The 20,337-nt window shown below is 67.1% G+C and carries 15 protein-coding genes; 13 read left to right on the top strand and 2 right to left on the bottom strand.

All coding sequences use genetic code 11. The features are described 5' to 3' along the window. The first annotated feature begins 154 nt into the window (after positions 1-154). The 12 genes from LGM71_RS23665 to LGM71_RS23610 all read left to right on the top strand — a co-directional run bounded on the left by LGM71_RS23665 (position 155) and on the right by LGM71_RS23610 (position 16,203). The gene (locus LGM71_RS23665) at positions 155-1,693 is read left to right on the top strand and encodes a methyl-accepting chemotaxis protein (protein ID WP_226116670.1); all 1,539 of its coding nucleotides are present in this window, start codon (positions 155-157) and stop codon (positions 1,691-1,693) included. Between the two features lie 697 nt (positions 1,694-2,390). After that, entirely contained in the window at positions 2,391-3,974 is a 1,584-nt protein-coding gene (locus LGM71_RS23660) for an ABC transporter substrate-binding protein (protein WP_059599589.1), read from the top strand. Positions 3,975-4,053: 79 nt separating this feature from the next. Continuing rightward, positions 4,054-5,007 (top strand): ABC transporter permease, encoded by a 954-nt coding sequence (locus LGM71_RS23655; RefSeq protein WP_059536198.1) that lies wholly within the window; start codon positions 4,054-4,056, stop codon positions 5,005-5,007. A 30-nt stretch (positions 5,008-5,037) separates the two neighbouring features. Beyond that, positions 5,038-5,997: an ABC transporter permease gene (locus LGM71_RS23650; RefSeq protein WP_124627518.1), complete on the top strand. Its 960-nt coding sequence runs from the start codon at positions 5,038-5,040 to the stop codon at positions 5,995-5,997. Next, positions 5,997-7,868 carry an ABC transporter ATP-binding protein gene (locus LGM71_RS23645; RefSeq protein ID WP_226116662.1) on the top strand — a complete coding sequence of 624 codons (1,872 nt, stop codon included), beginning with the start codon at positions 5,997-5,999 and terminating at the stop codon, positions 7,866-7,868. Before LGM71_RS23650 ends, LGM71_RS23645 begins: the two co-directional genes overlap by 1 nt. A 166-nt stretch (positions 7,869-8,034) precedes the next feature. Further along, positions 8,035-9,312 carry an NAD(P)/FAD-dependent oxidoreductase gene (locus tag LGM71_RS23640; protein ID WP_226116659.1) on the top strand — a complete coding sequence of 426 codons (1,278 nt, stop codon included), beginning with the start codon at positions 8,035-8,037 and terminating at the stop codon, positions 9,310-9,312. Positions 9,313-9,495: 183 nt separating this feature from the next. Further along, the gene (locus LGM71_RS23635) at positions 9,496-9,951 is read left to right on the top strand and encodes a helix-turn-helix domain-containing protein (RefSeq protein WP_226116657.1); all 456 of its coding nucleotides are present in this window, start codon (positions 9,496-9,498) and stop codon (positions 9,949-9,951) included. A gap of 89 nt (positions 9,952-10,040) precedes the next feature. Continuing rightward, a complete protein-coding gene (locus LGM71_RS23630; protein WP_124901933.1) occupies positions 10,041-10,775 on the top strand; it encodes a cupin domain-containing protein in 735 nt (244 codons plus the stop codon). Positions 10,776-10,777: 2 nt separating this feature from the next. Beyond that, positions 10,778-12,103 (top strand): NAD(P)/FAD-dependent oxidoreductase, encoded by a 1,326-nt coding sequence (locus LGM71_RS23625; RefSeq protein ID WP_226116654.1) that lies wholly within the window; start codon positions 10,778-10,780, stop codon positions 12,101-12,103. Between the two features lie 137 nt (positions 12,104-12,240). After that, entirely contained in the window at positions 12,241-13,518 is a 1,278-nt protein-coding gene (locus tag LGM71_RS23620) for an NAD(P)/FAD-dependent oxidoreductase (RefSeq protein ID WP_226116652.1), read from the top strand. Then, a complete protein-coding gene (locus LGM71_RS23615) occupies positions 13,515-14,984 on the top strand; it encodes an aldehyde dehydrogenase family protein (RefSeq protein ID WP_226116650.1) in 1,470 nt (489 codons plus the stop codon). Before LGM71_RS23620 ends, LGM71_RS23615 begins: the two co-directional genes overlap by 4 nt. Positions 14,985-15,015: 31 nt before the next feature. Further along, positions 15,016-16,203, top strand: coding sequence for a M20 aminoacylase family protein (locus tag LGM71_RS23610; RefSeq protein WP_226116647.1), 1,188 nt, complete (start codon positions 15,016-15,018; stop codon positions 16,201-16,203). A gap of 76 nt (positions 16,204-16,279) precedes the next feature. On the opposite strand, the gene LGM71_RS23605 is transcribed toward LGM71_RS23610, so the two are convergent. Continuing rightward, complete coding sequence (locus tag LGM71_RS23605) at positions 16,280-16,396, bottom strand: LamG domain-containing protein (protein ID WP_226116644.1); 117 nt, start codon at positions 16,394-16,396, stop codon at positions 16,280-16,282. A gap of 174 nt (positions 16,397-16,570) precedes the next feature. Next, positions 16,571-17,689, bottom strand: a complete 1,119-nt coding sequence (locus tag LGM71_RS23600) for a helix-turn-helix transcriptional regulator (RefSeq protein WP_226116642.1) — start codon at positions 17,687-17,689, stop codon at positions 16,571-16,573. Positions 17,690-17,922: 233 nt separating this feature from the next. Between LGM71_RS23600 and LGM71_RS23595 the strand changes: the two genes are divergently transcribed. Beyond that, the gene (locus LGM71_RS23595) at positions 17,923-20,001 is read left to right on the top strand and encodes a hypothetical protein (protein WP_226116640.1); all 2,079 of its coding nucleotides are present in this window, start codon (positions 17,923-17,925) and stop codon (positions 19,999-20,001) included. Positions 20,002-20,337 lie beyond the last annotated feature (336 nt).

Here is a 20,337-nt window from a genome sequence, read left to right as displayed (position 1 = left end):
CCCATCCCGATCGACCGGGTGGCGCGACGGCCGTTCCGCCTTGCGCGTGCGATCACCGCACGAAACGAGGGTAATTACCGATACAGAGCCATTCAAGGCAGGGCCGCCCGGGCCGATATATGTACCGAACGGTTAATATATCGAGGCCCTCCGCATGAAGTTGTCCACGAAACTGCTGATGCTCGTCGCCGCGGCGCTGCTCGGCGTTGCATTGCTTGCCGCGATGTCGCTGTATACGCTGCGCGACGCGCTGATCGACAGCCGTCGTGAAGAGATCGTCATTCTTCTGACCAAAGCCGAGCATCTGGTCGACGCGTACCGCGCGATGCAGGCGAACGGCACGCTCACGCCAGATCAGGCCCAGCAGCAGGCCAAGGCCGCGTTGTCCGCGCTCAATGCGAATTCGAAAAGCTACTACTGGGTGACGACGTCCGACGGCGTCAACCTCGTGCATCCGAACGCGAAGTTCATCGGCACCCGCGCCAAGGGCAATCGCACGACCAGCGGCATGACCGACAGCGAGGCGTACCGCACCGGAATGGCCCAGGCGCATTTCGCGCTCGTCGACGTGCTGATCAAGCGCAGCCCGGACGCGGACGTGGAGCCGAAACTCCAGGGCGTGGTCTCCATTCCGGAGTGGGACTGGTGGATCGGCACGGGATTCTTCTACGACGACATCAATGCCGCGTTTACGCGGCTCGCGCAGGTGCTGGGCGCCATCACGCTCGTCATCGCCGCGGCGCTCGCGGCGATTGCGTGGGGGGTGTTGCGCAGCGTCCGGCGCACGCTCGGCGGCGAGCCGGCGCATGCGACGCACATTGCGGCCCGCATCGCCGCCGGCGAACTGGACGTGCAGTTCGACACGGCGAACGCCGCGCCGGGCAGCCTGCTCGTCGCGCTCGCCGACATGAAGGCCCGACTGACCGAGACCATCGCCGAAATCCAGACCACGACCCACTCGATTGCCGTCGGCACCGGCGAGATCGCGCAAGGCAATCTGGACTTGTCGCAGCGCACGGAGGAACAGGCCGCGTCGCTGCAGCAAACGGCCGCCAGCATGGAGCAGATCACGTCGACGGTCAAACAGAATGCCGACAATGCACGTCAGGCGAATGCGCTCGTGACCCACGCGAAGGAGGCGACCGAACTCGGCGGCGCCGCCGTGCGCGAAGTCGTCGAAACGATGCGGCAGATTTCGGACGGATCGGTGCGGATCGCCGACATTACCGTCGTGATCGAAAGCATCGCGTTCCAGACGAACATTCTCGCGCTCAACGCCGCGGTCGAGGCCGCGCGGGCCGGCGAGGAAGGGCGCGGGTTCGCGGTCGTGGCCTCGGAGGTCCGCTCGCTCGCGCAACGCAGCGCGGCGGCCGCGAAAGACATCAAGGGATTGATCGAGGCGTCGGTCGAGCGGGTCGGCAGCGGCAGCCGGCTCGTCGAGACAGCGGGCGCGCGCATGACGGAGATCGTGCGGTCGATCGACCGGGTGGCCGACATCATGGGCGAGATTTCAGCGGCATCCGCCGAGCAAAGCACCGGCATCGAGCAGGTCGGCCTGGCGGTCGCGCAAATGGACGAAGTGACCCAGCAGAATGCCGCGCTGGTGGAGCAGGCTGCCGCTGCCGCGTCCTCGCTGGATGAACAGGCGGCACGCTTGCGGGCCGCCGTATCGGTGTTCAGGCTGGCTCACTGACGGCCGCGTGCCGGCATCTGCCGGCAACGACATCAACTCGTCTCCCTCACGCCACGCCGGCATGTGTCCGGCGTGCGCGCCGACACGCCGGCATCGACCGCATCGACCGCATCGCGGCAGGGAATCACGGCCTGGTGGCCCGTCACGGGTTCGTTCCCGGCGTCGGGCAACCCGGCCGTCTTCCCGTTATCCGGCACAGCCGCTTCGACGTCGCCGCAATCTCCCGATCTTTCAGGCTCAAGGCGTCCTCACGGCCGGCACCCGCTGTCGCATGTGCACGCGGCGTTCCGGTCGTTTCGGGCACTGCGGACCGCGAGTGCCCATTCCACGCAAACATGCTGTTTGAGGGAGCCGAACGCGCTTCGGATGCCGAACGGCCAATTTTGTCGGCGCAATCTGCCGCGTGCATCACTTTACGATTTCCTTCGTCGCGCACGCGCTGCGCAGCCGTCGCGACGTGGCATCGAGCAAACGGCGGCACGCGTGGTCACGCAGCAAATCATGCTGCGCAGGTGGCCCAAAACGGTCGAATCGTGTCGTGCAGCCGCCCCGAATCGCGACAACCCGCATTTTGGCGATGCTTAAATGAACTCAATGCGCACGACGTCGTGTTCGCCACCAGCAGGCAGGCGCGGCGGGTTTTCTCGAACCACGCTGGATCCCAGGACCCCACTTTCCACAGTCAGGAGCAGTTCGGATGAGCGACGATATCGACAACGGCGGCAAGGGCGGCATCACGCGCCGCGACATGATGCGGGTCATGGCGGCGAGCGGCATGATGGCCGTCGGTGGCGGCGGCCTGCTGACCGGCATGCAATCCGCGTTCGCCGCGCCCGCGCCGAAGCGCGGCGGCAAGATCCGGGTCGCGAACGAATCGAGTTCGACGGCCGATACGCTCGACCCGGCCAAGGGCTCGACGGGCGCCGACTACATTCGATTCTTCATGTTCTACAGCGGCCTCACGCAGCTCGATGCGAGCCTGACGCCGCAAATGAATCTCGCCCAGTCGTTGCAGACGACCGACGCGAAAACGTGGGTCATCAAGCTGCGCAAGGGCGTCACGTTCCACGACGGGAAACCGGTCGGGCCGGCCGACGTGGTGTTCTCGCTGATGCGCCACAAGAACGCGGCCACCGCCTCGAAGGTCAAGCCGCTCGCCGATCAATTCGCCGATGCGAAAGCGAGCGGCCCGGACGAGGTCACGCTCACGCTCGCCAGCGCGAACGCCGATCTGCCGGTGATTCTCGCGACGCCGCAGCTCGTGATCGTCAAGGACGGCACGACCGACTTCAGCACCGGCATCGGCTGCGGCCCGTACAAGCTGAAGTCGTTCAAGCCGGGCGTGTCGACCGTCGGCGTGCGCAACGACAGCTACTTCAAGCCGGGGATGCCGTATCTCGACGAGATCGAGCTGATCGGCATCAGCGACAGCGCCGCGCGCCTGAACGCGCTGCTGTCGGGCGACGTGCACCTGATCAACGCGATCGATCCGCGCTCGACGCAGCGGGTCGCGTCGACGCCGGGCTATGCGCTGCAGGAAACCAAGTCGGGGCTATATACCGACCTGATCGTGCGTAGCGACAACCCGATCACCGCGAACCCGGATTTCGTCGAAGGGATGAAGTATCTGTTCGATCGCGAGCAGATCCGCTCGGCGGTGTTTCGCGGCTACGCGGTGATCGGCAACGACCAGCCGATCCCGCCGGGGCATCGCTACTTCAACGCATCGCTGCCGCAGCGGCCGCACGATCCGGACAAGGCGAAGTTCCTGTTCCAGAAGGCGGGCGCGCTGGGCGCCACGCTGCCGCCGATCTATGCGACGTCCGACGCGAACGGGTCGATCGAAATGGCCGTGCTGCTGCAGCAGGCCGGCCAGAAGATCGGGTTGAACCTGCAGGTGAACCGCGTGTCGCCCGACGGCTACTGGTCGAACCACTGGATGAAGCATCCGCTCGGCTTCGGCAACATCAATCCGCGCTCGAGCGCCGACGTGTTGTTCACGCAGTTCTTCAAGTCGGACGCGCCGTGGAACGAGTCGGGCTGGAAGAACGCGAAGTTCGACCAGTTGCTGCTCGCCGCGCGATCGGAAACCGACGACGCGAAGCGCAAGCAGATGTACGGCGACATGCAGGTGCTCGTCGCGCAGCAGTGCCGGGTCGGCATTCCGGCCTTCATCAGCTTCCTCGACGGCTACGACAAGCGGCTCGCCGGTCTCGGCTCGATTCCGACCGGCGGAATGATGGGCTTCATGTTCGCCGAGCACGTGTGGTGGAACGCCTGAGCACGACGCGTGCCGCCGCCGCGCGACCAGTGCGGGCCCTCGCCCTGGTCGCGCGCGAATTTTTCCGGAGTGCCGCTTCATGAATCGAATCCTGCTCGGGCTGATCGGCCGGCGCATCGCGGTTACTGCGCTGACGCTGCTGATCGTGTCCGCGATCATCTTCACGATCACGAACCTGCTGCCGGGCGACGCCGCGCAGGCCGCGCTCGGCCAGTCCGCGACGCCGGAGACGGTCGCCGCGCTGCGTCAGCAGTTCGGCCTCGACATGCCGGCCCACGTGCGCTACCTCCACTGGCTCGCGGGGCTGCTGCACGGCGATTTCGGCCGCTCGCTGTCGGGCGACATGCCGGTGTCGGAGATGATCGGCGGACGTCTGCCGAAGTCGCTCGCGCTCGCGGCGATCACGACCGCCGTGTCGGTGCCGATCGCGCTGCTGCTCGGGATCCTCGCGGCGGTCAAGCGGGAGTCGGTGGTCGATCGCGTGATCAGCCTCGGCACGCTGTCGCTCGTCGCAACGCCGGAATTCCTGATCGCGACGGTCGCAGTGCTCGTGCTGGCCGTGAAGCTGCACTGGCTGTCTGCGCTGTCGTACAGCGGCCCGATCGAAAGCCTGCACGATTTCCTGCGCGCGTATGCGATGCCGGTGCTGACGCTGTGCGCGGTCGTGATCGCGCAGATGGCACGGATGACGCGCGCCGCGGTGATCGAGCAACTGAGCGCGTCGTACGTCGAGATGGCCGTGCTCAAGGGTGCGAGCCCCGCGCGCGTCGTGCTGCGCCATGCGCTGCCGAACGCGATCGGCCCGATCGCCAATGCGGTCGCGCTGAGCCTGTCGTATCTGCTCGGCGGCGTGATCGTCGTCGAGACGATCTTCAACTATCCGGGGCTCGCGAGCCTGATGGTCGATGCCGTCGGCAACCGCGATTTCCCGCTGGTCCAGGCGTGCACGCTGATCTTTTGCGTCGCCTATCTGACGCTCGTGCTGTTCGCCGACCTGTGCTCGATCGTGTCGAACCCGAGACTGCGGACCTGAGCGTCCCGTCCTCCTTCCGAGATGCCGCCCATGCACCCGACCGAACCTGTTCAACGCAGCAGCGCGCTGCCGCCGTCCGGCGATCAGCCTCCGCCGTGGAGCGGCGCGACGCCGCCCGCCGCGCCCGCCCCCGACCAGCCGCGCAAGCGCCGCGCCGCGCGCGTGAAACTGACGACCGGCGGCCGCGTCGGCCTGTCGATGGTCGGCCTGATGCTGTTCATCGCGGCGTTCGCGCCGCTGCTCGCGCCGCACGACGTCGGCGCGATCGTCACGCCCGACGTGTTCGCGCCGTTCAGCGCGAAGCTGCCGTTCGGCTCCGACTTCCTCGGCCGGGACATGCTGAGCCGGATCCTGTACGGCACACGCCTGACCGTACTGCTCGCGCTCGCGGCGGTGTTGCTCGCCGCGCTGACCGGCACGACGCTCGGGCTGCTCGCGACCGTCTCGGGCCGCGCGGTCGACGAGACGATGAGCCGGCTGCTCGATGCGCTCACGTCGATTCCGTCGAAGATGTTCGCGCTGATGTTCGTCGCCGCGTTCGGCTCGTCGCTGCCGCTCCTGGTCCTGACCGCCGCGGTCAGCTACATGCCGGGCTCGTACCGGATCGCGCGCGCGCTGGCGGTCAACATCAGCACGCTCGAGTTCGTGCAGGTCGCGCGAGCCCGCGGCGAGAGCGCGCTGTACATCGCGTGCGTCGAGATGCTGCCGAACATGATCCACCCGATGCTGGCCGATACCGGGCTGCGCTTCACGTTCGTCGTACTGCTGCTGAGCGGCCTGAGCTTTCTCGGGCTCGGCGTGCAGCCGCCATACGCGGACCTCGGCTCGCTGGTGCGCGAGAACATCGCGAGCCTCGGCGACGGCTCGGCCGTCGCGATCATGCCTGCGGTCGCAATCGCGATCCTGACGGTGGGCGTCAACCTGTTGATCGACGGCCTGCCGCATCGCGGCCGCCGCAAGGGCGCGGCCGCTGCCGCGGGAGAACACTGATGCGAGATGAATCGACTCCGCTCGTCGAGGTGCGCGGGCTGCGCGTCGTCGGCGGCCGGCCGGGCGGCGAGGAAACGACGATCGTCCACGGCGTCGACTTCGAGATCGGGCGCGGCGAGGTGCTCGCGCTGATCGGCGAGTCCGGCTCCGGCAAGACGACGATCGCGCTGTCGCTGATGGGCCATGCGCGTGCCGGGTGCCGGATCGCCGGCGGTTCGGTGAAGCTTGGCGGCGTGGACGTCTGCACGTTGCCAGCGCCGGCGCTGGCCGCGCTGCGCGGGCGCAAGGTCGCGTATATCGCGCAGAGCGCGGCCGCCGCCTTCAACCCGTCGCGCACGATTCTCGACCAGGTGATCGAGAGCGCGCTGATCCACAAGACGATGACGAAGCGCGATGCGCAGGCGAAGGCGGTCGAGCTGTTCCGCGCGCTCGCGCTGCCCGAGCCGGAGACGATCGGCAGGCGCTATCCGCACCAGGTGTCGGGTGGCCAGCTGCAGCGGCTGATGGCCGCGATGGCGCTGATCACCGATCCGGAGCTGGTGATCCTCGATGAGCCGACCACCGCGCTCGACGTCACCACGCAGATCGACGTGCTGCAGGCGTTCAAGAGCGTGATCCGGCGCTGCGGGATGAGCGCGGTGTACGTGTCGCACGATCTGGCGGTGGTCGCGCAAATGGCCGACCGGATCGTCGTGCTGAGCGATGGCGTGATCCGCGAATCGGGCGACACCGAACAGATCCTGCATGCGCCGACGCATCCGTACACGCAGAGCCTGATCGCGGCGGTCACGCCGAGCGATGCCGAACGTGATGCGCTCGCGGCGAGCGCCGCGCCGGCGCCGCTGCTCGACGTGCGCGGCGCGGTCGCCGGCTACGGCGGCCGTACCGCGAAAGGCTGGCCCGCGAAGGTGATCCTGCACGAAGTGGACCTGCGCATCGGGCGCGGGCAGACGGTCGGCGTGATCGGCGAATCGGGCTCGGGCAAGACGACGCTCGCGAAGGTGATCGCGGGCCTCGTGCCGGCGACGGCCGGGCAGATCCTGCTCGACGGCGAGCCGCTCGCGCTCGACATCGGCAAGCGCACCAAGGAGCAGCACCGCCGCGTGCAGATCGTGTTCCAGAACGCCGATACCGCGCTCAATCCGGTGCATACCGTCGAGCGCACGCTGGCGCGGCCGCTCGCGTTCTATCACGGGATCAAGGGCGCGCGTGCACGGCAGCGCGTCGCGGAACTGCTCGAACTCGTGCGGCTGCCGCAGGCGGTCGCCGCGCGGCGTACCGGCGAGCTGTCCGGCGGGCAGAAGCAGCGCGTGAACCTCGCGCGCGCGCTGGCGGCCGAGCCCGACCTGATCCTGTGCGACGAGGTCACGTCGGCACTCGACACCGTGGTTGGCGCCGCGATCATGGACCTGCTGCGCGACCTGCAGGCGAAGCTCGGCGTGTCGTACGTGTTCATCACGCACGATATCGCGAAGGTGCGCGCGATCAGCGACGACATCGTCGTGCTGTACGCGGGCCGCCGCGTCGAAACCGGTAGCCGCGATGCGCTGTGCGCGCCGCCTTACCACCCGTATTCGCACCTGCTCGTGTCGTCGGCACCGGAGTTGCGCGCGGGCTGGCTCGACGATGCGGCCGAGCGCTGCCACCGGCCGCTGGTGCCGATCGGCGCGAGCGCCGACGATGTCGAGCTGTGTCCGTTCCTGTCGCGCTGCGCGATGCGGGTGGACGGCGTGTGCAACCGCACCGCGCCCGCGCTGCGCACGCTCGAGAACGGTGCGCAGGTGCTGTGCCATCGCAGCGAGGAAGACCTCGCGCGCTTCCAGGCCGAGCCGGCGGCGGACGTCGCGCCGGTGCAGCCGGTGCGTCTGTAGCGCGTCGCGCGGCCTTCCGCATAGTGTGCTGCGGCGGTCGTGCAAAACGGTGGATCGTGCGCGCGCCGTGTGTGAATACGCGGCAACTGCGCTTTTTGACGGTGATTAAATGACTTTCAACGGGCGATCGCCAATCGCTGTCGCCGGAATGCTCGACAAGGATCCGATGAAATTCGAATCGTACTGGCTGGATACCCGCCCCGCGTTTCGTGCCGGCTGCGAAGGGCCCGTCGAAGGGCGCGCCGACGTGGTCGTGATCGGCGGCGGCTTCACCGGCCTGTCGGCGGCGCTTGCGCTGGCACAGCGCGGCGTATCGGTGGTCGTGCTGGAAGCTGCGCAGATCGCGGGCGAAGCGTCCGGCCGCAACGGTGGCCAGTGCAATACGGGTGTCGCGCAGGACTACGCGTCGCTGGCCGCACGCATCGGCGCCGAGCCGGCGAAGCAGTTCTATCGCGCCTACGAAAGTGCGGTGAAGAGCGTCGAGACGATCGTCGCCGAGCATGCGATCGACTGCGACTTTCGGCGGGCGGGCAAGCTGAAGCTCGCGGCGAAACCGCAGCATTTCGCGGGACTCGCGAAGACGTTCGACGCATTGCGGCGCGACGTCGATCCGGATATCGAACTGATCGAGCCGTCGCGAATCCGCGATGAAATCGCGTCCGACGGTTTCCACGGCGGGCTGTTGCAACGCAATGGCGTGCAGATGCACATGGGCAAGTTCGGCGTCGGGTTGGCGCAGGCGGCCGTGCGAGCCGGCGCACGCATCTACGAGCACGCGGCCGTTACGCGACTCGATCGGATCGACGGCGAGCGCCACACGATCACCAGCACACGCGGCACGCTCGTCGCCGATCGCGTGCTGGTCGCGACCGGCGCGTCGCAGCACGGCCCGTTCGCGTGGTTCCGGCGGCGCATCGCGCCGGTCGGCAGTTTCATCGTCGTCACCGAACCGCTGCCCGACGCGCAGTTGAACCGGCTGTTCCCGCATCGCCGCGCATACGTGACGTCGCGCCAGATCGGCAACTACTTCCGCGTGACGCCCGACAACCGGCTGCTGTTCGGCGGCCGCGCGCGCTTCGCGATGTCGAGCCCGCGCTCCGACGCAAAAAGCGGCGAGATCCTGCGCGCCGGCATGGCCGGCTATTTTCCGGAACTCGCGAAGGTGCGGCTCGATTACTGCTGGGGCGGGCTGGTCGACATCACCGCCGACCGGCTGCCGCGCGCGGGTCAGCACGACGGGCTCTATTACTCGATGGGCTACAGCGGCCACGGCGTGCAGATGTCCGTGCACATGGGCCGCGTGATGGCCGACGTGCTGTACGGCGCGGCCGCGTCGAATCCGTGGCGCGAACTCGACTGGCCGGCGATGCCCGGCCACTTCGGGCAAGCGTGGTTCCTGCCGTTCGTCGGCGCGTATTACCGGATGCAGGATTTCCTGCACTGAAGCGGCTGCCTCGGGAAGATTCGATATGAACGCACGATTCGTTTGCCTGCTCGCCGCCGAAGAACGTCGCCGCGACGGGACGGGCGTCGGTGACATGATGGCCTCGTTGATCGAGCGACGCTCGATCGCGCATTTCGCCGCACAAGGCGCGGCCGTTGAGACGATTGCATGAGGACGGCGAGCATGGCCACCCTGTTCCACGATTTGCCTGAAGCCGCGACGCCGCGCGCACTGCGTATTCCGCAGCCCGTCTCGCCAGCGATCGGCGACGTGCTGCGCACGATCGATGCATCGTTCGCGCAGCCGCTGAATCTCGACACGCTCGCGGCGGTGGCCGGACTGAGCGTGTCGAGGTTCACGGCGCGCTTTCGCAGCGAAGTCGGCTTGTCGCCGCACCGGTATCTGTGTCTCGTGCGTGTGCGGCGTGCGCAGGATTTGCTGCGCGCCGGTCTGGCGCCCTCGGTCGTCGCGACCGAGGTCGGCTTCTTCGATCAGAGCCATCTGTGCCGGCATTTCCGGCGGGTGCTCGGGATTACGCCGCGCGATTACGTGGTCGCCCGGGCGGGTGACGTGCCGGCGCGAACGTCGTCGATGCGCACGCATGCCGAACGCAGCGAAGCGTTGTGTCACGCCGCGTAGGCGCGGCGCGGGCGACGCCCGCGAACAACGATTTCCGATACCGCGCGACGGGTTGTCGACAACATCGCCGCGCACAGGCAGGAGCAGAAATGACCGCAGTTTTCGTGTTGCATCGTGCCGACGGCACGGCCAATACAACAGCTTTCCGCAAGCAGGCGTTCGGCGAGCGTGATCCTTTCGCGCGACATCGTGAGATCGCGTGGGAAGGGCCCGATTCGATGGCCGCCGGGCGTATCCGTTTCGTCGGCGAGCTCGACGTCACGCGTTATCCGCACATCGAGACCCTCGTCGTCGTCGAAGGCGAGCTGACACTTGAAGCAGCGGGCGCCGCACCGTTGGTGCTCGGGCCGGGGGAGGGGGCAGTGATCGGCGGCGGCACGGCGCTTCGCGTCACCGCGGAATCGCGCGTGCTCGTCACGTTCTGCGCGGCTGCGTGCGCGCAACCGACGAAGCGCGGCCTGTTCCCGCTGCGTGCCGACGCCGACTTCAAGCCGTCCGCATCGCTGCCGGCAGAGGTGCTGCTCGGCCCCGCACCGCAATGCCGTAGCGACAACGTGTTCATTGACGACGGCGCCGAGTACTGCGCGGGCACGTGGGATTCGACGCCCTATCACCGGATCGTTCGCCCGCATCGCGTGAACGAGTTCATGCTCCTGCTCGCCGGCAGCGTACGGTTCGCCGCGCCCGACGGCAGCGTGCTGTCGCTCGGCGCCGGCGACGCGCTCTTCGTGCCGCGCGGCGCATCGATCGGATGGGAAAGCAGCGAACGCGTGGCGAAATTCTACGTCGTGCAAAACATCCACGTATCAACCGAACGAGACTGAACATGTCCCCTCCGTTGCGCCAAATCGAAACGCCGTCCACGCCGCCGGCTTCGGCCGATGTCGTCGTGATCGGCGGCGGCATCATCGGCGTCTTCACTGCCTACTACCTGGCCCGGCGCGGGGTGTCGGTCGCGCTGGTCGAGAAGGGCCGAATCGGGGCCGAGCAGTCGAGCCGCAACTGGGGCTGGTGCCGGCAGCAGAACCGCGACGAACGCGAATTGCCGATGGCGAGCAAGAGCATCGATCTGTGGGAACGATTCGCCTCAGAATCCGGCGAAGACACGGGCTTTCACCGCTGCGGGCTGCTGTATCTGAGCAACGACGAGGCCGAGCTGTCGCGCTGGGCCAGCTGGGGCGATTTCGCGAAGACCGCGGGCGTAACGACGTACATGCTCGACAGCAAGCAGGCCGGCGAGCGCGGGCACGCGACCGGGCGGTCGTGGAAGGGCGGCGTGTTCTCGCCGAGCGACGGCACGGCCGACCCGGGGAAGGCCGCGCCGGCCGTGGCGGCCGCGGTCATGAAGCTCGGCGGCAGCATCAACCAGCACTGCGCGGCGCGCGGCATCGAGCTGGAGGGCGGGCGCGTCAGCGGCGTCGTTACCGAGGCGGGCGTCATCAAGACCAGGACGGTCGTGCTCTCCGGCGGTGCATGGGCGTCGTCGTTCTGCCGACAGTTGGGGATTCGTTTTCCGCAGGCGTCGATCCGTCAGTCGATCCTGAGCGTGTCGCCTGTCGCGCATCCGCTGCCGGATGCGCTGTATACGTCCGGCGTGTCCATCACCCGCCGCAGCGACGGACGCTACGCACTGGCGATCAGCGGCCGCGCACGCGTGGACCTCACGCCGCAGTTCCTGCGATTCGCGCCGCAGTTCGTGCCGATGTTCGCGAAGCGCTGGCGCAATCTTCTTCCGGGCGGCCTCGAAGGCATGCGCGGCGGACACGAAACGCTGAAGCGGTGGCGGCTCGATGCGCCGACGCCGATGGAGGCGGTGCGCATCCTGGATCCGAAGCCAGACATGCCGACGGTCGCCGAAACGTATCGACGTGCCGTCGAACTGCTTCCTGAACTTCGCGAGTCGACGATCACGCACGCATGGGCCGGGTTCGTCGACAGCACGCCGGACGGCGTGCCGGGTATCGGCGAAGTGCCGGGCGTGCCGGGATTGATCCTGGCGGCAGGCTTTTCCGGGCACGGCTTCGGCATCGGCCCCGGCGCCGGTCACTTGATCGCGGATCTCGCCACGGGTGCGCAACCGATCGTGGACCCGGTGCCGTATCGGCCGAGCCGGTTCGGCGATTCCGCCTGGGGCAAGGTTGCCGACTTCTAGTTCGCGGTCGTCACTGGAACGACGGTGGCGGCCTCGGGACGATGCGTTTCGATCCGGACGGCGCGCGAGCGGCCGGATCGGTGTGGTGAATGCTCGCCGCGCTTTGTAGCCTGGTGCTGCCGACATTGGAGTGCGTGATGCGTTTCGGATCCTACTGGCTCGATACGTCCGAGCCGTTCATGAGCCGCTCGACCGAGCGGCCTGACGGAAGTTGCGACGTGGTGGTGGTGGGCGGCGGGATCACGGGTTCGGCGGCGGCGCTCGCGCTGGCGAAGAAGGGCGCGCGCGTGGTTGTCTGCGAAGCGGGCACCGTGGGACAGGCGGCGTCGGGACGCAACGGCGGCATGTGCAACAACGGCTTCGCGCAGGATTACGCGTTCCTTTCGCAGCGCATCGGCACGGAACTGGCGAACCGGTTGTATCTCGCATTCGACGCGGGTGTCGATACGGTCGAGCGGCTGGTCAGGGAGGAGGCGATCGATTGCGACTTCGCGCGCCGCGGCAAGCTCAAGCTCGCAGCGAAGCCCGAGCACTACGACAAGCTCGTGCGAAGCCAGGCGCTGCTCGCGGCAAGCGTCGACCCGGACACGCGCCTGGTGACGAAGGCGGAGCTGCACGATGAGATCGGTTCGAACCGCTATCACGGCGGGCTGATCTTCGAGAAGAGTGCCGGGATGCACGTCGGCCGCTATGTGCGCGGCCTGGCGAACGCCGCGCAAGCGCGCGGCGCGCACATTCTCGAGCATGCGCCGGTGCTCGGCATGACGCGGGAGGCGGGCGGCGCCTACGCGGTGCGAACGCCGCTCGGCGAGATCCGTACGCGCCAGGTGCTGCTCGCGAGCGGCATCTCGCAGGTCGGCCCGTTCGGCTGGATCCGGCGCAGGATCGTGCCGGTCGGCGCGTTCATCATCGTTACCGAGCCGTTGCCGCGCGAACTGCTCGACCGGTTGCTGCCGACCCGCCGGATGGTCACCGACACCAAGAACTTCGTCAATTTCTTTCGCGTCACGCCCGACAACCGGATGCTGTTCGGCGGGCGCGCGCGGTTCGCGACGTCCAACCCGCGTTCGGACGAAAAGAGCGGGCTGATCCTGCGACAGCAGATGTCTGCCGTGTTTCCCGAACTGGCCGCCGTGCGCATCGACTATTGCTGGGGCGGGATGGTCGACATGACGGCCAACCGCCTGCCGCGCGCGGGCCAGCGCGACGGCGTGTATTACTCGATGGGCTATAGCGGCCACGGCACGCACATGGCGACGCTGATGGGCACGCTGATGGCGGAGATCATGGACGGACGCGCCGATCTCAATCCGTGGCAAAGCTTCGACTGGCCCGCGATTCCCGGCCACTTCGGCAAGCCGTGGTTTCTGCCGTTCGTCGGCGCATGGTATCGACTCAAGGACACGCTGCAATGAATTCACTGGTCAATTCACCGGTTCGTCATCTGATGGAAGCCGGCAGGCTCGATCGCTTCTTCATCGACGGCGACTGGGTTTTACCCGACGGCGGCGAGCGCTTCGCGGTCGTCTGCCCGTCCACCGAAGACGTGCTGTGCGACATCCCGCTCGGCAACGCACGCGATGCCGACCGCGCGGTGCGCGCCGCGCGCAACGCGTTCGAACGCTGGGCCGCGACCTCGCCGCAAGAACGCGCCGCGCTGCTCGACCGCGTGCACGCATTGATGCTGGAGCGCGCGGAACGGTTCGCCACGGCGCTTGCGCTCGAAATGGGCGCGCCGATCAGCTATGCACGCGGTGCCCATGTGCCGCTCGCGGCCGAACATATCCGGGTCGCGCGCGACAATCTGGCCCGCTACCCGTTCGTCACGCGGCGCGGGACGACCGCGGTCGTACGCGAGCCGATCGGCGTATGCGCGCTGATCACGCCGTGGAACTGGCCGATCTATCAGATCACCGCGAAGGTCGGCCCGGCGCTCGCGGCAGGCTGCACGGTGGTCTTGAAACCCAGCGAGCTGTCGCCGCTCAGCGCGCTGCTGTTCGCGGAAGTGATTGCCGATGCGGGCGTGCCGGCGGGCGTCTTCAACCTGGTGAGCGGCAGCGGCGAGGCGGTGGGTGGTGCGCTTTCGTCGCACCCCAAGGTCGACATGGTATCGATTACCGGGTCGACGCGCGCGGGCGTGCTCGTGGCGCAGGCGGCGGCCCCAACCGTCAAGCGCGTCGCGCAGGAGCTGGGCGGCAAATCGCCGAACATCGTGTTGCCGGATGCGGACCTGCAGCAGGCGATCGAGCCGGGCGTGGCCGCCGCGTTCCGGAACATGGGGCAATCGTGCAGCGCGCCGACCCGCATGATCGTGCCGCGCGACGTGCTCGGCGCGGTCGAGGAACTGGCCGTCGCGGCAGCGCAACGGCTGATCGTCGGCGATCCGTTCGACGGCGCGACGACGCACGGGCCGCTCGCCAATCGCGCGCAGTTCGGTCGCGTCGCGCAGATGATCGACGCGGGCATCGACGAACGGGCGAAGCTGATCGCCGGCGGCCCCGGACGGCCCACGGGATTCGACCGTGGCTTCTATGCGCGGCCGACGATCTTTTCCGACGTCCGCACCGACATGGCGATCGCGCAGCAGGAGATCTTCGGTCCGGTCCTGGCGATTCTTCCGTACGATACGGTCGACGAAGCCGTCGCGATCGCGAACGACACGGTCTATGGGCTCGGCGCGCATGTGCAGGGCGCCGACAAGGAACGGGCACGTGCGGTGGCCGCGCGCATCCGGTCGGGGCAGGTGCATCTGAACTACCCGGCATGGGATCCGCAGGCGCCGTTCGGCGGCTACAAGCAGTCGGGCAATGGTCGCGAGTACGGGATCGAAGGGATGGAGGAGTATATGGAGACCAAGTCGATCGTCGGCTTTTACGACTGACGCAGCCGTCTATTTTTCGAAGGTGCCGAAATTGGAAAACCCCGTCATCCCCGACACGTCGCTTCAAGCGCATCACGCGCACTGGGCGAAGCTGCGCCGGGACCTGCATGCGCATCCCGAGCTGCGATTCGAAGAACACCGGACGGCCGACGTCGTCGCCCGCGAGCTCGAAGCGCTCGGCTATGCGGTGACGCGCGGGCTGGGCGGTACAGGCGTCGTCGCGAGCCTGCCTGGCGCGGATCCGCGCCGCGGCATCATACTGCGCGCCGATCTGGACGCGTTGCCGATCCACGAAGCCAACGACTTTGCCCATGCCTCGTGCACGTACGGAATCATGCACGCGTGCGGCCACGACGGCCATACCGTGATGTTGCTCGGCGCCGCACGCGTGCTGAAAGCGTTGCCGCAGCTGCCGGGCACCGTCCATTTCGTGTTTCAGCCCGGCGAGGAGGGCGGCGCGGGCGCGCGGAAGATGATCGACGACGGGCTGTTCGAGCAATGCCCGGCGGAAGCGGTATTCGGCATGCACAACTGGCCCGGCTTGCCGGCCGGGCATTTCGGGTTGCGCACGGGCCCCATCATGGCCGCGGGCTGCCGGTTCAGGATCACGGTGACCGGCAAGGGCGCGCATGCGGCGCAGCCGCACCTGGGCATCGATCCCGTCCCGCTCGCCTGTTCGATGGTGCTGCAGTGTCAGACCATCGCCGCGCGCCACAAGGATCCCGTGGATCCCGCGGTCATTTCCGTCTGCATGTTCCATGCGGGAACGACGGACAACGTCATTCCGGACACCGCCGAGCTGCGGGGGACGATTCGCACGCTGTCGTCGGCATTGCAGCAACAGTTGCAGCGCGACGTCCGGCTCATGTGCGAGGCGCTCGCCCGCGCTCATGGCGCGCAAGCCGACGTCGAGTTCTTTCAGTACTATCCGGCGACGGTCAACACGCCGGCCGAGACCGCGCTCTGCGAAGCGGTGATTCGCGACACCTTCGGCGACGCACGCGTTGACGCCAACGTGCCGCCGAACATGACGTCCGAAGATTTCGGCTTCATGCTCGAGGAGCGCCCCGGCGCTTATGTGCTGATCGGCAACGCGCCGGCCGGAACGGCTGCGCCGGCGCTGCATCACCCGAAATACGATTTCAACGACGACATCATTCCGGCCGGGGTACGGTATTGGGTCGCGTTGGCGCAGCATTACTTCAGGCGATCGCCGTGAGTGCGTGCGCGATGTCCGAGCAGCGGGCAGTGGAGGCGCAGCCCGCCGCGACACGCATTCGGAGCCCCGGCACGCATCACGCGCCCTGAGCGAGCGCCCTCACCTGAGCGGCCGACATCGCGCCGCGATGGATGCGGAATTCGTCGATCACGCCGTTGAAGAACGGGTCGCAATGCACTATCAGCTGCATCACTGGCGGCTTGCGTCGAATGTTGCGAACCTGTTGGCCCGCTGCTACGTCAGCGGCCGCAAATCGTGCGCAGTATGCGTGTTCTGCAACGAGCGAACGGTGCTGGCGAGCGCGAAATACAACCGGCAGCTGCGGCTGCCGTGTTTCGATACGGCGGTGGTTGCCGATTTCGAGAGATCACGCATCGCGCGCGTGCTGCGGGAGCACCCAGAGCATCCGGCCAACCGCCTCGGCCTGATTCCGCGAATGCGTCTTCTCGTAGATCGCGCGCAACTGGGTGCGAACGGTCGAAAGCGACACGCCAGCAATGGCCGCGCATTCCTCCGGCGTCTTGCCGCCGACCAGTGCTTCGGCGACAGCGGCTTCGGCGCTCGTCAAGCCGAATGCCTGCCGAAGTTGCTGAGCGACGACGAGCGGAGCGGCGCTGCGGCGCCTGGCGGTGATCAGTATCGCAGCGTCGCCGAGTGCGCCATCGCGTGCTTGTCCGGATAACGAAGCGATTCCGATAAAGATTTCGTGCGCGGCGCTCACGGTGCCGGCCAGCGCAAGGTTCTCGCTTTTGCGGGTCTTCGCGACACGTGCCACGGCCGCCTTGAGTGCATCGTTCTGCGGTGCGCTCGCCGCGCTCAGATGCCCGTGCTCGAGCTTGAGGCAAGTGGTGGCGCGCAACATCGACTCTGCCGCCCGGTTGACGAATATGACGCGCGAATGCCGGTCGAGCGTGAAGACGGACAAGCCCAGTTCCTCCATCAGTTCGCGGCCGAGCGCAGCGTCCCGACGCAGCACGCTTGCATCCTGCCAGAGGTTGATCGCGCGTTGCAGATGCCCGGCCATGCCCGTCAGGTTCGCGCGTTCCTCTGACGAATAGGGCGGTCGGCCGTGCGCTCTCAGCAAGCCGAGCAGGATGTCGTCGCTGCCCGGGCGCGCGAAGCGCATTCCCATCAGGTAGCGAATGCCCGACGGAATCTGATAGTCCTGAAAGAATTCGCTGCGCTCGACATCGCGTTCGGTCAGATGATCCTGGCAGCAAACGAATTCGCCGAGCGGTGCATTCTCGACGAAGCCGCGGCGCGGATCGAGCGCGCCGTAATACTGGTCGTAGAGTGCTACGATCGTGTCGAATTCCGCACGCGGCGAATAGATCGAGAATTTCGGTGCATTGCGCGCGGCGTCCCAACTGAACATATGAAAGACGTTTGCGCCGAGCGATTCGGATACCCGATGGAAGACTTCGAGAAAACCATCCGGGCATAGGGCGGCCTCGTAGAGGTCCCCGATGAGCTGGTCCCGTTGCATGTTCCACCCCGCCGCGTAATGATTTTGTATGCGGATTTTGTCTGACGATATTGATTCGAATACCGAATTTGTTTCAGGCTAACACAGGCTGTTTGCCTTCCGTACCGCATTGTTTCTGGATTTTCATTCACTTGAATGATGATCGCAAAAATCGCCTTTGCGAGAATTCCGGTCAGCGTGCATGCGCGTTGCGTATCGCACCTGACAACCAGAAGACTCGCGGGGGAAAAACAATGAAACTCAAACCTGTCGTGTGGGGTATCGCAGCGCTCGTGGTGTCTGCTTGTGGAGGCGGCGGTTCATCTTCGTCCCCATCCGAACCGGCTGCACAGACGGTCAGCGGCGTCGCGGCCGCCGGCGCGGCCATGCAGGCCGCGGCGGTCAAACTGATGGATGCGACCGGCAAATCGGTCGACTGTCCCGCCGACGCCACGACCGGCGCGTTTCATTGCGCCGTGACCGGACTGACCGCGCCTTTCGCGTTGTCCGCTTACGGCAACGTCGCGGATTCTCAGGCCACGCTGATCGCACTCAGTGCCGCGGGCGGCACGCAGACGATCAACATCACGCCGATCACGAATGCGATCGCCGCCACGATCATCGGCGACAACCCGACGAAGCTGCTGGCCGACACCGGATTGCTGCAGAGCAAGGTCACCGCCCAGGCGGTGGCCAGCACGGTGCAGGCCTATTCGTCGGCACTGGCCGACCTGCTGACCGCAACCGGCAATACGGGCGTCGACCTGATTTCCGGCCCGCTGACGGCCGGCGGGCCGGGCCTCGACCGGCTGCTCGACCAGGTGAAGATCAACGTGTTGCCGGACGGCGGCGTTCAGATCAGCTCGGTGGCGGGCGTGTCCAGCGATACGCCGGTGCAGCTTCAGCTCGCGCCCGGTGTCGCGCCGCAGCCTAGCGACAAGGCCAGCCTGCCGGCCGCCGCGACCATCAACGGCACGGTGGTGTTGAACCTGCCGAGCGCGAGCGACCTGGCGGGATTGCAGAGTGCGCTCAATCAGTGTTTCGCCGGTTCGACCGGCGCGGCGCGCGCGGGCGGCAACGTATCGGCGTGCGGCCGGATCTTTGTCGACGGCGTCGCGCCTGGCGCGCTGAACGCAGGCGTGCCCGCTGCCTATCTCAACAACGGCATGTCGGCCGACCAGGAATTCGGCGCGCATGCCGGCGGCGCGCCGGGCATCGTGGCCGACGATGCGATGAACAATACCAGCTTCAGCTTGCCGGAAGTCATCCGCGTTATCGCCAGCGACACGATGTGGGTCAAGCTCGCGTGGACGCGCACCGACGGCATTCGCGACGGCATGCAGCAGCATGTGCAACTCGCGGTGCAGGCGAGCAGCCTCGCGAGCGGCGATACCGGCTGGCGCGTGGTCGGCAATCAGCGAGCCGTGCTGAGCAAGGTGAACGCGAATGCGCAGAAATGGGACTGGCTGAATCCGGCCAATCCGTCGACGGGGACCAATGCGTTCGTCGATTCGCTCAACCTGCAGGTCGGCACCGTCGATGCATCGGGCACCGCGGTGGATTTCGCGATCGTCAATGGCCCGGGATTGCGAAACGGCCTGTTCCTCCAGCCGTCGAGCGGTACGTGCGACACGCTGAACATCCGCGCGCAGATCGCGAGCGGGCAGACGCCGGCCCAGCTCGCCGCGCTGACGAAGAATGCGCAGTGCCGCAACAATTTCCGCCTGGCCGGCGTCGCGCAGGACCCGGCCAGCCAGAGCCTGTTCACGTGGCCCGGCGATGCGCCGCGCAACAACACCGCGTGGGCGAAGCCGCAACTGAGCGCCGCCGAGCTGGCCGACATCAAGCCCTTCAGTGCCTATACGATTGACGTCTACCAGAACGGCGACACGTCGGCGCCGGCCAGGCACTATACGGTCAGGCTGCGTACACCTTCGCCGTTGCCCGACGCGCTGCGCCAGTATGCGTGGCACGATCTGGCGCAGTCCACGCGCGATAGCCTGACGCCCGGCACCGCCAGCACGTTCGCGGGCGGCGCGACATTCCCGCTGAGCTGGACGTCGAAGGCAGGGCTGCCGTTCGTCAAGCGCGGCAACGTGCAGATTCGCGCGACCGTGTCGGGGCAGCCCGCGCCGACGTTCGTCAACGGTTCGGCACAGGCGTCGCCGGTTCTGCCGGGAGCGGCGGTGACTCTCAACGTGCCGGGCGACCAGGGCGTCGCGTTCCCGTCGGTGGCCGGTTGGACGGGCAGCACCGACTTCTCGTTCGTGAACCTGAGCTGGTCCGACACGGCCGACACGCTCTTTACCGAGTCCTTCGAGTACGACCGGTGACCTAGGCCGGGCAGATATGCCCGGTGAGAATGGGGCTGGCGGGGTGATTTTTTATCCCGCCGGCCCTTTTTGCGTCATGGCGTGGCGAGACGATGCGCGCCATGTCCTGAACGGCCTTCGAGCATGAATATTTTTATTGTCAATTCATCAGGCATGACTCGGGAGACGGCCACGCAGTCCACACGCGTGCAGCGCCGGCGTTACTCGGCAGAATCATTCTCCGTCGATTCCCGGCGCTTGCGGATGCCCAGCAAAGGGCGTTGGCGATCCCGAGACCCAGGCGCCGCCCCGCCAGACAACCTCACATCGTCCATCGCGACGCTTCCCGTCGGCTCG

Origin of the sequence: Burkholderia sp. AU33545 (assembly GCF_020419685.1) — a bacterium.
Classification (GTDB): Bacteria; Pseudomonadota; Gammaproteobacteria; order Burkholderiales; family Burkholderiaceae; genus Burkholderia; species Burkholderia diffusa.
This window is presented reverse-complemented; position numbering and strand designations above follow the sequence as displayed.